The organism is Campylobacter sp. P0109 (assembly GCF_002138755.1).
Classification (GTDB): domain Bacteria; phylum Campylobacterota; class Campylobacteria; order Campylobacterales; family Campylobacteraceae; genus Campylobacter; species Campylobacter devanensis.
The window spans coordinates 71451-85250 of record NZ_MJKK01000006.1 but is presented as its reverse complement, the minus strand read 5'-3'; the positions used below and the strand labels follow the sequence as shown (position 1 = coordinate 85250).

The following is a 13800-nucleotide window of genomic DNA, read 5'->3' as shown; positions in this document are numbered from 1 at the left end:
CCGAAGACCCAAAAAGCTTCACTCCAAATCCAGGTAAAATCACAAAATATGTCGCCCCAGGCGGTAGAAATGTCAGAATGGATAGCCATGTCTATGAAGGTTATAGCGTTCCGCCGTATTATGATAGTATGATAGGCAAATTAATCGTCCATGATATAGATAGAAATAGAGCTATTGCTAAGATGAAAGTCGCACTTGATGAGCTAATCATACAAGGGATTAAAACAACTAAAGATTTCCATATAAATATGATGAATAATGATGATTTTATCAATAATTTATATGATACAAACTATTTGGCAAAGCATTAAATCTACTTAAATCAAATTTGGTTTAGATAGCCAAATTTGATTACTTAATTATATTTTTTATTTGAGAAAATATTTTTTGTTATTTTGAATTTATTTAATATTTCCAATTTATAAAACCAAAAAATCTTAAGTTCTAAAATCATTTTTATTAAAGCTTAAAGAGTTTTAATAAAATGGCGTAAATCTGCGTCTATCGCAGTAACCTTAAGAGGCTTGTACAAAATTTTCGCAAAGACTAGCTTTGCTAGTCTGCGAAGTCAAAAATATTTTATGAGCCAATTACGCCGCCATCTTTTTTACGGATTTGGACTATTGTGCTTCGTGGAGTTGAGTTGCCGCCATTTGGATAGTGGCTATTTGCTAGATTTTCGCCTGGGTGTTGGATTCCTACAAACATAGTTGTATAATCTTCATTAAAGGCAATGCCCGTAATCTCACAAGCAACTGGCCCAGTCAAAAATCTTCTAACCTCGCCGGTGATAGGATTGGCGCATAGCATTTGATTGTTTCCCATCCCTTCATAATCGCCTTTATTTGAGTATTTTCCATCGGTTTGTATCCAAAGTCTGCCAAATTTATCAAATTTCAATCCATCTGGGCTATTAAACATATTTTCTACATTGATATTGCTAGTTCCTTTTCTTAAATCATTTGGATATTTCAAAGGATTTCCCGCAAGTAAAAATATATCCCATTTAAAGCCACTATCAGCGTGATTACCACCTTTTGGGTACCATCTTAGAATGTGGCCATAGATATTATTGGCTCTTGGATTTGACTCGCTTACTTCTGTTTTTTGGTATTGTTGGTTAGAGTTATATATAGGTATTTTCCATCTGGGTCTGCTGCTATCCACTCTGGTCTATCCATAGGTGTAGCACCAACTATGCTAGCTGCTAATCTAACATTTATCAAGATATCGCCTTGATTATGAAAGCCATTTTTCTCATCTAAGCCATTTTTGCCATATTCTAAGGCCACCCACTCGCCTACGCCTTTGAAATCGCCGGTATCTTTTAGTTTGGCTACATATAGTGTGCCTTCATTTAAGATATCTTTATTTGGTTTGTTTGGATTGTATTTGGCTTTGCTGACAAATTTATACATAAACTCATTAACCTCATCATCGCCCATATATACCACGACTTCGCCATTTTTGGCTATTACTACTTCAGCATTTTCGTGTTTAAATCTACCTAGGGCGGTGCGTTTGATTGGGGTTGAGTTTGGATTATATGGGTCTATCTCTACTACCCAACCAAAGCGATTTGGCTCATTTTCGTTTTTAGCAATATCAAATCTCTCATCTAGTTTCCACTCATAATTCTCGCCTTTTACGCTAAGGCCATAGCGTTTTTGCGCTGGATTAAATGCGTAATTCTCATCACTAGACCCAAAGAAATCATCGAAATTCTCTTCACAAGTAAGATATGTTCCCCATGGCGTTTTGCCACTAGCGCAGTTATTCATAGTTCCATAGACTTCGCTACCGCTCTTATCGGCTTTTGTTTTCATAAGATTATGAGCTCTAGCTGGCCCTTGAATCTCCATTTTGGTATTGGCTGTGATTCTACGATTGTATGGCGAGTCTAGCACAACACTATAATCTCCATCGCTATTTTTAGCTATCTCAAATATACTTACTCCAACGGAATTTTGCTCATATTTAACATCATCTAAGCTCATATTTTTGCCATGGTGATTAAACATTAGTTCTGGATTCATATACTCATTATTAACAGCTAAAATCGCTCTATCTTCATCAAGATCAAACCACGCCATACCATCGGTATTATCGCCAAATACCAAATTCGCATTTGCTATGGCTGCTTTATTTATAGTTTTGCTCTCATCAAAAGGTGTTGCCTTGCTAAAGAGCGGATCACCCCAACTAATTAACTTTTTAGTCTCATAACCTTCAGGGACTATGACGCTATCGCTTGTACTAGGGGCGATTTGTTTAAATCCTATTAAAGGTTTTTTCTCATTGGCTAACACGCTAGAAGGCGAAAAAAACCCCGCATAAGCCAAAACAGCGCTAGAAACTTTCAGAAAATTTCTTCTTTCCATAAAAAACTCCATATGATAAATTATGACGAAATTATAAAATCAGCTTGTAAAATTTTTATGATATTTTGGTTAAAAATATGTAAAATTTAGCCTTAAAATTTTAAAATACAAATTTAGAATATCCAAAGGAAGTAAGATGAGTAAAAAAATATTTATTTTAGGTACTGGGACTGATGTGGGCAAGAGCTATATAAGCGCCTTAATAGTCAAAAAAATGCGTGAATTTGGATTAAATATAGGATATTTCAAGCCTGTTTCGAGTGGGAATTTGTTATGCGATGATGGAGATATAATCCCGCTTGATGTGAAGTTTGTGCGTGAGTTTTCTAAGATTGAGCTTAGCTACTCTCAAATGAGTGAGTATAACTTTATTAAGCCTTATTCTCCGCATTTATCAGCTATAAATGAGAAAAAGCAAGTAAATTTAGATAAAATTCTAGCTAAATTTAAAATCCTAGATGGGATTTGTGATTTTTTGGTGATTGAGGGTGCTGGCGGGGCGATCTGCCCTTTTAGATATGATGGAGTAAAATTAATGCTACTTGATATAGTAAAAGCTATAAACTCAAGCGTTATAATAGTCTCAGACGCAGCGCTAGGAGCGATAAATCAAGTGGGATTAACTAGCTTTTATCTAAGGCAAAATGGGATTGATATAAAGGGGGTAATATTAAATAATTTTGATGAGAATTGCCCTATTTGCGTTGATAATAAAAAGATGATAAAAGAGCTTTTTAGCTTAGAAATTCTCTCTTGCGTTAAAAGAGATGAGCTAAGCTTAGAAATCAATAAAAATGATATTTTAAATATATTTAATTAAGGATAAAATATGCTTTTGGATATAGCAAAGATGGATTTGGAGCTAATCTGGCATCCGTGTTCGCAAATGTATGATTATAAGGAGCTACCACCGATTGTGATAAAGCGTGGTAAGGGGGTAAAAATCTATGATGAAAATGATAAAGAGTATATAGATATTATCAGCTCTTGGTGGTGTAATCTACTAGGCCACTCAAATGAGTATATCAATCAAGCTATCACAAATCAGCTTAACAATATAGAGCATGTGATATTTGCCAATTTCACTCACGAAGGCGCTGTGAAATTAGCTAGTAGATTAAGGCGAATTCTCCCACCTAAGCTAGATAAATTCAACTTTTCAGATAATGGTAGCTCGGCTGTGGAGAGTGCGCTTAAAATGGCATTTCAATATCAGCACCAAGTAGGCAACACACATAAGAATAAATTTATCTGCCTTAGCAATGCTTATCACGGCGAAACTATCGGTGCTTTGAGCGTTGGGGCGCTTGATTTGTATGCTAAAATTTATGAGCCGATGCTCTTAAAAGCCATCCGCATAAAAGCCCCTGATATGTATAGAAGCGAATTTGAAGGTGATAGCGATGAGATAGCTAGAGAATATTTTGAGCATTATGCGGTGCCTGTGTTTGAGAAATATGGCAAAGAGAGTGTGGCCTTAATAGTTGAGCCTATACTTCAAGCTGCAGCTGGGATGATGATATATCCGCCTTTGTATCTTAAAAAGCTACGCCAAATTTGCGATGAATATGGGGTATTACTAATAGCTGATGAGATAGCTACTGGATTTGGGCGGACTGGGCGAATGTTTGCTTGTGAGCATGCTGGTATCAGCCCTGATATCATAACACTCTCAAAGGGTCTAACTGGCGGATATATGCCTATGTCCATCGTGGCTACGACTAATGAAATTTACAACGCCTTTTACGCTCCATACTCGCAAGGCAAGGCCTTTATGCACTCTCATACTTATAGCGGAAATCCACTTGGGTGTGCTGCAGCGAATGCGGTTTTGGATATATTTGAGAGTCAAAATATCTTAAATTTAGCTCAACAAAACGCAATTTATCTAAATAATGAGATAAACTCTGCTTTAAACTCGCATAAAAATGTAGGTCAAATTCGCTCCATCGGACTCATAAACGCAATAGAGTTAGTAGAGCAAAAAGATAGCAAAAAAGCCTTTCATAAAGATCTAAGAATCGGATATCAAATTTACAAAAAAGCTCTAAAAAATGGTCTTATATTAAGGCCACTTGGCGATGTGATATACTTCAATCCACCGCTAAATATCCAAAAAGATGAGATGGATGAAGCGATAAAAAGGTGCGTAAAAAGCATTGATGAGATTCTTGGGGGATTTTAGTTTTTTAAGATTAAAATTGCGAATTTATAGCTTAGCCTAAAATCATCATTAAAGTGCGAATTTAAAGCTTTATAAGAGCTTTTTGTAAGCTTAAATTCGCCCTTAATATTATTAACTCCAGTATGTTTAAGGTGAGTTAAAAGTTCTTTTAAATTGCTAAATTTTAGCTTTATTTCTTGCTCTTTTATTGTGAGAATTTTAAATTTTTGGCTAAAAATCGCTTTTAACTGGGCTAAATTTTTATACTCCAATCCTTGATTTGTAAAGCTAGAAAGCTCCCTTAAAGTCCCATCAATAAATATACTAAAAGCCAAAATTCCATCACTTTTTAAGCTAAATTTGAGCCTATCAGCCAAATTTTCAAGGGTATTAATCCATTGAAAAACAGAGCTTGAGATGATTAGATCTTGTCTATTTTGAATTTGTAAATTTGAAATATCTCCTATTTGAGTGCGGAATTTACTCATAAATTCACTCTCATAAAGGTCATTTAAAATCAAATTTTCATAGCTCAAATTATCTATAATCAACCTTGTCAAAACTCCGCTTCCAGCGCCAATTTCATAGATATCTTTGAAATTTTGCCTATAATCTTTAAGAGTTTGTATCAAAGCATTTGCCGCATAAATCTGCGGTTTAGCATAAAGGTCATAAAATTTCGCATTTTTAAATTTCAACTATCTCTCCAAAGCTTTTAAAATTAAAAAATGCAAAATGCGGAGCGTTTATAATCCTAGCTTTATCCTTAAAATATTCTAAAACCGCCCTATTATCAAAGACCAAATCACGCTTACTCACATAAGCCCTATCCCACGAAATAGCGTTCTCACAGGGCAAAATAGCGTTTTTATAAAGATTTATAAGCTCTATTTTGGCATTTGGATTAAATGTAAAATCTCTCAATTTTTGCTCATTAATACCTAAAAAACAGAGCCTTTTAAAGCCCTCAAAATCAAACTCACTTATACTTTTATAAAAGATATCTTTTTTAATCCCATATTTTTCATCTATTCCAAAAGGGGTGCCATTTATAGCAATTGCGACCTTTAATGGGGTGTTTTTCAGCACCAAATTCGCAGCCCAAACGCCCATTGACCACGCTATTAAATATATATCTTTATCTATTAACATTTCCTTATCAAAGCCCAAATCACTATAATCACTAACCACCAAAAGCCCATAATCCCCAAGTTCTAAGTGGCTAATGCTACTTTTATCAAATCCATAACCTAAAAATAACACAATAAGCTTTTTGCTATCTTTAACGAGATCCATTTTCATCTAAAATCCTTTTTAAGCTCACCAAATCATCAATTTCTAAATCCGCCCTTAAGCTAATTCTAAGTCTAGCCTTGCCCTCTGGCACCGTAGGTGGCCTAATGGCTGGTATGAAATATCCAAGACTTTTTAAGCTATTTGAAAGCTTTAAAGTCTTAGCATTATCTCCTACTATAAAGGGCGAAATATGAGTGGAATTTAGCCCCAAAAAATTGATTAAATTCGCTAGATTTTCACGCTCTTTTGTGTAGTCTTTGCTTAGCACAAAGTTACTCCAAGCTACATTTATAGGTGGTAAGGCGGTCGAATATATAAGGCTTCTAGCACTATTTATGAATATATCTTTAAACTTATTTGAGCTTAAAATCACAGCCCCGCTGCTACCTAGCGCCTTGCCAAGAGTAATAAGCATAAAATCAATATCACAACTCAATCTAGCACCAATCCCAAGCTCATCTAAAGCAAAAAATGAATGCGCCAGGTCGATATAGAGCATCACGCCATCATATCGCTTTTTCAAAGATAGCATAAACTCTATATCTGCCCTATCGCCATCCATGCTAAAAATCGCCTCGCTTAATATGATAATATACTTAAATTTATCACAATTTTGCTTAACCAAACTCTCTAATGCTTCATTGTCATTATGGGCGTAGCGTTTGAATTTCGCATTTGATAACTTCAATGCATCTATCATACTAGCATGAATTAATTTATCAGCTATAAAGAGCGTGTCATCACTATTTAAGGCGCTAATACAGCTTAAATTCGCACAATACCCAGAGTTGAAAATCACCGCACTTTTATGAAATTTAGCCTCAAACCAACTCTCCAAACGATCAAATTCATCACTTGAAGTATATACCAATCTACTAGCCCCAGAGCCAAAATACCACTCACTACCCAAACAAATTTGTAAAAATTCATCTCTTAATGCCCTATTACTAGCTATTCCAAGATAGTCGTTACTACCTAAATTCAAGAGATTTTTACCATCTAAACTTAGAAATTTTGAGTTTATCTTAGAGTGCTTTAGCTCCCTAAAACTGCTATTTTGCTTCGCTTTTTCTATATCAAACATTATAACTCGCTTAAATTTGCCTTTTGAAAAGTTATAATTATATCAAAATGTAGCTATGGATTTTTAAATTTTCAATATTTTTCCAAAAGCATTGGCTTAGAATTTGCGACTTTACCAAAGATTGTATCGGAATTATAGATTTGGAGTGGATTAGCATTGGGTTAAATGCTGATTAGATAGTTGGTATTTTATATCGCATAATTGGGCTATATCCTTATCGTGCGTTACTAAGACCAAAGCGGCGTTATTGGTTTTGACATAGTCAAAGATTACGCTCATGACCTCTTTAGCGGTGGTTTGATCTAGGTTTCCAGTCGGCTCATCAGCAAAAATAATTTTAGGATTTTTAGCTAATACTCTAGCGATACTAACTCTTTGCTGTTGGCCACCGCTAAGTTCGCCAATTTTTTGATTTATTACATTGTCGATTTTTAATGCTTTAAGGAGGTTTAAATTAATTTTTTGACCGCTTAATATAGTGGCGAGTTCGATATTTTCAAAGCCATTAAATCCTTTAAAAAGATAATGTGCTTGAAAAATAATCCCAAAATCATATCGGCGAATTTTTAAAAGTTCATCACTACTTAGCTTATAAAGTGATTTATCATTATATATAACTTCGCCATCAGTAGGCGATAAAAGTGTAGATAAAATGTGTAAAATTGTGGATTTTCCGCTACCACTAACACCCATAATAGCAGTAGTAGTAGCGGGTCTGATATCTAAATTTATATCGTTAAAGAGCAAATAGTCAAATTTATGAGATAAATTTAACGCCTTTAACATTATTAAGCCATTTGAGCAGCTACTTCAGCAGCAAAATCCTCAGTCTTTTTCTCTAAGCCTTCGCCAACTTCGAATCTTACATAGCTTACAATTTCTATTTCGCCACCAAGTTTTTTAGCCTCTTCAGCTATTACTTGTTCAACAGTTTTTTTGTCATCCATTACATAGAATTGCCCTAAAAGAGTAAGTCGTTGGTCAAGTTGAGTATTGTCAGCTATGTATCTCTCTATTTGACCTGGAAGGATTTTATCCCATATAGCTTCAGGTTTGCCTTGTTTTCTTAGCTCTTCTTTTAATTTTTCAGTTGCTTTGGCTATCACTTCATCACTTAATTGTGCTCTACTAGCAAATTCAGGTATTTTGTGAAGTGGTTTTTTAAGGCGGACTAGCTCTTCATTCTCTTTTTCAAGCTCACCTTTAAGAGCTAGATACTCTTTTTCTACAAAATCTGGGCTAAACTCTTTATAGCTTATAACTTGAGGCTTCATAGCCGCTGCGTGCATACAAAGATTTCTTAAAAAATCGCCAATTTTGCTAGCTGTCGCTTCAGAGTCGCAAGCAGCACCGATCAAAACACCAACACGGCTATTTGAGTGGATATATCCAGCTACAATTCCATTTTTGCTAGCTTTAATGGTTTCAAATCTTCTTACAACTAAATTTTCACCAATAGTAGCGATTTGGCTTTGGAAAAACTCTTCAAATTTAACCCCGCCAATGCTTGACTCTTTAAGCTCATCAATTGTGGTGATTGCGTTAGTTTGGACATGTAGAGTTGTATTTTTAACCAAATCAACAAATGTAGCATTTTTAGCCACAAAATCAGTTTCAGAGTTAATTTCTGTTATGGTAGCTGTTTTATTATCGCTACTTACAACTACGCTTACAAGACCTTCGCTAGCTAAGCGATCAGCTTTTTTCGCAGCTTTGCCAAGACCTTTTTCTCTTAGTATATCAACTGCTTTTTGCATATCTCCATTAGCTTCTTGAAGGGCCTTTTTGCAATCCATCATTCCAGCTCCAGTGCTTTCACGGAGCTCTTTTACCATATTTGCGCTAATTTCCATTACTCTTCCTCGCCTTCAGCCATAGCTTCTTCCAATATTTCATCTTTTTCTTCTTGAGTTGGAGCTTCTATCTCTTCGCTGATTTCGCCATCTTGATCTCTTAAAGCTTTACCCTCATTGATCGCTTCAGCCATCTCTTGGCAGAATAGCTGAACGCTTCTGATAGCGTCATCATTGCCCGGAATTGGGTAGTCAATGATATCTGGATCGCAGTTTGTATCTATAGGAGCCACTACTGGTATTTTAAGTTTGTTAGCTTCTGCTACTGCGATTCTCTCTTTTACTGTGTCAATTACAAATATCATATCAGGGAGTGTTTTTATATTTCTGATACCGCCTAGAGTTGCTATTAACTTCTCTTTTTTGCGTCTTAGCATCAAAGCTTCTTTTTTGGTAAGTAAATTTATAGAGCCGTCTTCTTCCATAGCTTCTATAACTTCAAGTTTTCTAATTGATTGTCTAATAGTCCCAAAATTCGTCATCATACCGCCAAGCCATCTGTGGTTTACATATGGCATACCGCATTTTTCTGCGTACTCTTTGATAGCTACGCCGGCTTGTTTTTTAGTACCGACAAATAGTATTGTTTTGCCTTCAGCTGCGGCGTCTCTTACTATATTATAAGTATATCTGAAATATCTAATAGTTTTTTGTAAATCTATTATATAAATGCCTTTTCTCTCGCCAAAAATGAATTTTTTCATCTTTGGATTCCAGCGTCTTGTTTGGTGACCAAAATGTACACCACACTCTAGTAAATCTCTCATAGTAACCATGAGTTTCTCCTTAAAAAATTTGATTAGTTTATTCCTCTATGCTCCTTAACAGCGACATTAACTGCAACTAAACAAGGATTAGCATATGTGAAATGAAGTGTGAATTGTAGCTAAATTTAACTTATTTTTTGCTTTATTTGCTAAGTTGAAATTTCTCTTTAATACTTTGAAGTGAAGAGAAAATTTCTGCGATTTTTTCTAGGTCGCTACTTTCTATTTCAAATTTTTTTGGACGAAAAAATAGCTCCAAAAGTGTCAAATTCTCTCCAAATTCCAATCCATAATTCCTAGCATTTTGTGAGATTTTTAAAAGCTCGATATCGGTGAATTTTTCATACATAATCTATCCTTTTAACATTATAAAACCAGCAAATCTACCAGTTAAACCGCTCTTGCGATATGAGTAAAATCTATCATCGCAGTGGCTACAAATATCGCTAAATTCATAATCTTTGACACCGATACCATCAAGCTCAAATCGCAAAGCCCCATCTAAATCAAATTTAAAACCATCTTTAAATTTATTAAATTCTCCCAAATTTAAATCCCCAATTTCGTAGCAATCTTTTTTGATATTTGGGCCAATTATTGCTTTGATATTTTCAGGATTTGAGCCCATTTTAGCTATTGTTTTGGTTATGATTTTTGAGATGGCTCCAGCTCTTCCAGCATGGATAGCTGAGACTAAATTTAGCTTTTTATCATATAAAAGCACAGGCGAACAATCAGCCACCATAACACATAGCCCAACTTGGGTTAAATTAGTAAAAATCGCATCGCAAGGCTCTAAAATTTGGCTAATATCGCTTAAATTTTGGACTATATCAGAGTGAATTTGCTCCATGAAAATTAATTTTTTGGTTTTGATTTTGTGGGCTAAAATCTCTCTATTTTGCTCTACTTTTAGCCTATCATCACCCACATGATAGGCTAAGTTTAAGCTCTCATAAACGCCCTTGCTCACACCATCAAATTTGGTTGTAAAACCAGCAATAATCTTATCATTATCAATAGATACTAGCATAAAAATCAGCCTGTTGCCAAGTGAGAGTTTGGTTTTTTGAGTTTAAAATTCTATCAATATAACGAGCTAAAATATCGCTTTCTATATGGACTCTTCTACCTATTTGAAACTCACCAAATAGCGTATCTTTCATACTTATAGGGATTAGGGTTAGACGCATTAAATTTGAGTTAATATCATTGATTGTTAGGCTCACGCCCTCAACTGCGATGGCGCCTTTTTTGGCTATTAGATGTAAAATTTCATTTGGTAATTCTATGATAAAATCCACCCCACTTGATAGTCTCTTAATATCTCTAATAACCCCAATAGCATCTATATGCCCTTGAATCAAATGCCCATCTATCCTATCACCAATTTTCATAGCTGGTTCTATATGGACTCTGTTTTTGTAATTTTCCAAAGCCAATATATTAGCGCTTTCGCTGCTTAATTCTACTACAAATCCATCTTTATCAATCTTTGTTACGCTCAAACAAGCCCCATTTACCGCTATGCTATCACCTAAATTTGGCTTATGAGTAGCCTTGATACTTAGATTTTTACCATCAAAACTACGCACAACACCAATCTCACGAATCAGTCCATTAAACATAATCACCTCAAATTCGAATTGAGAAATTATAATCTAAATTTATAAATCTTTTACTATAAATTAGATAAAATCGCCCATAAAAATCACAAGGCAAATTATGGAATATGATGTTATCGTAGTTGGTGGCGGACATGCTGGGATCGAGGCCTCGCTCGCAGCAGCTAAAATGGGAGCCAAAACTCTATTAATCACAATTTTAGCCGAGCAAATCGGCGCAGCTAGCTGTAATCCAGCAATTGGCGGATTAGCCAAGGGGCATTTAGTCAAAGAGATTGACGCTTTAGGTGGTCAAATGGGGCTTACTACTGATGAGTGCGGGATACAATTTCGCCTCTTAAATGAGAGTAAAGGTCCAGCAGTGCGTGGTAGTAGGGCTCAAATAGATATGGATAGATATCGAATTTATATGCGAAATTTGCTTTTAAACACGCCAAATTTACAGATTACCCAAGAGATCGCTACTGAAATTTTAACGCAAAATAACAAAATAATAGGGGTAAAAACCCATTTAGACAACACCTATCACACGCAAAAACTCATCATAACAACGGGGACATTTCTCAATGGCTTAATCCATGTTGGCACAAATAAACTCCAAGCCGGTCGTGTCGGTGAGTTAAGCTCAAAAGAGCTATCAAGCTCGCTAAAAAGCCTGAATTTAGAAATGGGAAGATTAAAAACTGGAACATGCCCAAGAGTACTAGCAAGCTCAATTGATTTTAGTGTTTTAGAAATTCAAGATGGAGACGCAGAGCCAGTGCCATTTAGTTTTAGAACTAAAAACTGGACTCCAAATCAACTTCCTTGCTACATAGCATACACAAATACAGACACCCACGATATCATCAGATCAAATTTCGATAGAGCGCCACTATTTACAGGTCAGATAGAAGGAGTAGGGCCAAGGTATTGTCCAAGTATCGAAGATAAGATAAACCGCTTTGGAGATAGAGATCGCCATCATCTATTTATAGAGCCTCAAACCTTAGAAGCAACTGAATACTATATAAATGGCTTTTCAACTTCACTTCCTTATGATGCACAAGTAGCAATGCTAAGGTCTATTAATGGTTTTGAAAATGCGATTATCGTGCGCCATGGATATGCTATAGAGTATGATTATGTTAATCCAACCGAGCTTAAACATACCTTAGAAACTAAAAAGATTAGTGGGCTATATCTAGCAGGGCAGATAAATGGCACCACAGGATATGAAGAGGCCGCCGCTCAAGGGTTGATGGCTGGTATAAATGCTGCGTTGAATTTACAAAATAAAGAGCCTTTGATTTTACGCAGAGATGAGAGTTATATAGGGGTTTTGATCGATGATCTAGTCACAAAAGGGACAAAAGAGCCTTATAGAATGTTTACTAGCAGGGCGGAATTTAGATTGCTTTTAAGAGAGGATAATGCGAATTTAAGGCTTAGTAAATATGGATTTGAGATAGGTTTGCTTGCAAAAGAGGCTTATGATGAGGTTGAGACTTTAAGAGATGAATTACAAAAAGCTATGGAAATTTTGCTTACAAAAGAGATAACGCCCAATAAAGAAACTTTGGAGTTTTTAGCCGCCATCGGTGAAGAGCCAATAAGTGAGAAGATAGCGCTACAAAAATTGGTCGCTAGAAAGAGCTTTGATGAAAATAAGCTTAGAAAGCTTGAGCCGTTTTTTGAGAATTTAAGCAAAAATTCAATAAACCAAATTCTCACAGAAGCGAAGTATTATCACTATATCGCACAACAGCATATAGAAGTTGAGAAGATGAAAGGGCTTTTAAATATCAAAATTCCAAATGATTTGGATTTTAAGACAATTAGTGGCTTGAGTAATGAAGTGGTCGAGAAGTTAATTAAATTTGCTCCACCGACTTTAGCGGCCGCATCAAATCTCAGCGGAATCACTCCAGCGGCGATAGATATCCTTCATATCGCTATTAAAAGGCACAAATCTACACTTAGCTAAGCCAATGAGCTTGGCTGCTTTTGTTTATAAAAACAATTCTAATTAAATAAAATTTTAACTTTAAAATGGTAGAATTGTAGCTTTAGTTTCACTTTTATATTATAAAAGTTAGCTTAATTTCAATGCTAATAATTAAATCAATAGAAAGGAAAGAAATGTCTGTTCAAAAGCAAGAAAGACGAGATTTCATCGGAATGGCATTTGGCGCTGTCGCAGCTGTGGGTGGTGCTTTTGCTTTAGTAGGGATGAAAAAGTCTTGGGATCCGCTTCCTAGCGTTAAAGCAGCAGGTTTTACCACAGTAGATCTAAGCCCTATGCAGCCTGGCGAATTTCGCCAAGTAGAGTGGCGTAAAAAGCCTATTTTTATCATTAAAAAAGATGAGAATATGAAGGCTAACCCTTCAAGAGATGTAGTGGTAGGTAATGAGAATTATATAGTTACAATCGGTCTTTGTACGCACCTTGGATGCATACCTAGCTGGAGTGCTAGTGATAAGATGTTTAAGTGTGCCTGTCATGGTGGAGAGTTTAATTCTGATGGTATGAATGTATTTGGTCCGCCACCACGCCCACTAGATATTCCACCATTTAAAATTGATGGGACTAAGCTTGTGCTAGGCGAAGAAGGCCCTGAGTACAAAAAATTAGTCGCTACAGCGTAAGG

The 13800-nt window shown here is 35.6% G+C and carries 13 protein-coding genes and 2 pseudogenes; 5 read left to right on the top strand and 10 right to left on the bottom strand.

Features of this window, described 5'->3' with window-relative positions; genetic code table 11:
- A pseudogene (locus CIGNP109_RS07015) lies at positions 1 to 311 on the top strand (acetyl-CoA carboxylase biotin carboxylase subunit); the annotation flags it as partial.
- Between the two features lie 268 nt (positions 312 to 579).
- Here CIGNP109_RS07015 and CIGNP109_RS07010 read toward each other — a convergent pair.
- Positions 580 to 2393, bottom strand: a pseudogene (locus tag CIGNP109_RS07010) (PhoX family protein).
- Positions 2394 to 2517: 124 nt separating this feature from the next.
- Here CIGNP109_RS07010 and bioD point away from each other — a divergent pair.
- Together bioD and bioA are read left to right on the top strand one after the other, a co-directional pair.
- Positions 2518 to 3201 (top strand): dethiobiotin synthase, encoded by a 684-nt coding sequence (gene bioD, locus CIGNP109_RS07005; RefSeq protein ID WP_086228732.1) that lies wholly within the window; start codon positions 2518 to 2520, stop codon positions 3199 to 3201.
- Positions 3202 to 3210: 9 nt separating this feature from the next.
- The gene (gene bioA, locus CIGNP109_RS07000) at positions 3211 to 4566 is read left to right on the top strand and encodes an adenosylmethionine--8-amino-7-oxononanoate transaminase (protein WP_201789957.1); all 1356 of its coding nucleotides are present in this window, start codon (positions 3211 to 3213) and stop codon (positions 4564 to 4566) included.
- On the opposite strand, the gene CIGNP109_RS06995 is transcribed toward bioA, so the two are convergent.
- The 9 genes from CIGNP109_RS06995 to ribE form a co-directional block, all read right to left on the bottom strand.
- A complete protein-coding gene (locus CIGNP109_RS06995) occupies positions 4563 to 5243 on the bottom strand; it encodes a biotin synthase (RefSeq protein WP_086228731.1) in 681 nt (226 codons plus the stop codon). The genes bioA and CIGNP109_RS06995 overlap by 4 nt on opposite strands.
- The gene (locus CIGNP109_RS06990) at positions 5233 to 5847 is read right to left on the bottom strand and encodes a pimeloyl-ACP methyl esterase BioG family protein (protein WP_086228730.1); all 615 of its coding nucleotides are present in this window, start codon (positions 5845 to 5847) and stop codon (positions 5233 to 5235) included. The genes CIGNP109_RS06995 and CIGNP109_RS06990 overlap by 11 nt, the downstream gene beginning before the upstream one ends.
- Positions 5828 to 6925 (bottom strand): aminotransferase class I/II-fold pyridoxal phosphate-dependent enzyme, encoded by a 1098-nt coding sequence (locus CIGNP109_RS06985; protein ID WP_086228729.1) that lies wholly within the window; start codon positions 6923 to 6925, stop codon positions 5828 to 5830. Before CIGNP109_RS06985 ends, CIGNP109_RS06990 begins: the two co-directional genes overlap by 20 nt.
- 150 nt (positions 6926 to 7075) lie before the next feature.
- On the bottom strand, positions 7076 to 7711 hold the full coding sequence (locus CIGNP109_RS06980) for an ABC transporter ATP-binding protein (protein WP_086228728.1): 636 nt from the start codon (positions 7709 to 7711) through the stop codon (positions 7076 to 7078).
- A gap of 2 nt (positions 7712 to 7713) precedes the next feature.
- Complete coding sequence (gene tsf / locus CIGNP109_RS06975) at positions 7714 to 8778, bottom strand: translation elongation factor Ts (protein ID WP_086228727.1); 1065 nt, start codon at positions 8776 to 8778, stop codon at positions 7714 to 7716.
- Positions 8778 to 9554 (bottom strand): 30S ribosomal protein S2, encoded by a 777-nt coding sequence (gene rpsB, locus CIGNP109_RS06970; protein WP_086226837.1) that lies wholly within the window; start codon positions 9552 to 9554, stop codon positions 8778 to 8780. The genes tsf and rpsB overlap by 1 nt, the downstream gene beginning before the upstream one ends.
- Positions 9555 to 9687: 133 nt before the next feature.
- Positions 9688 to 9894 (bottom strand): hypothetical protein, encoded by a 207-nt coding sequence (locus CIGNP109_RS06965; protein WP_086228726.1) that lies wholly within the window; start codon positions 9892 to 9894, stop codon positions 9688 to 9690.
- 3 nt (positions 9895 to 9897) lie between these two features.
- A complete protein-coding gene (gene pgeF / locus CIGNP109_RS06960) occupies positions 9898 to 10578 on the bottom strand; it encodes a peptidoglycan editing factor PgeF (RefSeq protein WP_086228725.1) in 681 nt (226 codons plus the stop codon).
- Positions 10562 to 11173, bottom strand: a complete 612-nt coding sequence (gene ribE / locus CIGNP109_RS06955) for a riboflavin synthase (protein WP_086228724.1) — start codon at positions 11171 to 11173, stop codon at positions 10562 to 10564. Before ribE ends, pgeF begins: the two co-directional genes overlap by 17 nt.
- Positions 11174 to 11270: 97 nt before the next feature.
- Here ribE and mnmG point away from each other — a divergent pair, with 97 nt between their 5' ends.
- Entirely contained in the window at positions 11271 to 13136 is a 1866-nt protein-coding gene (gene mnmG / locus CIGNP109_RS06950) for a tRNA uridine-5-carboxymethylaminomethyl(34) synthesis enzyme MnmG (protein ID WP_086228723.1), read from the top strand.
- Between the two features lie 155 nt (positions 13137 to 13291).
- Positions 13292 to 13798, top strand: coding sequence for a ubiquinol-cytochrome c reductase iron-sulfur subunit (gene petA, locus CIGNP109_RS06945; RefSeq protein ID WP_086228722.1), 507 nt, complete (start codon positions 13292 to 13294; stop codon positions 13796 to 13798).
- The last annotated feature ends 2 nt before the right edge of the window (positions 13799 to 13800 follow it).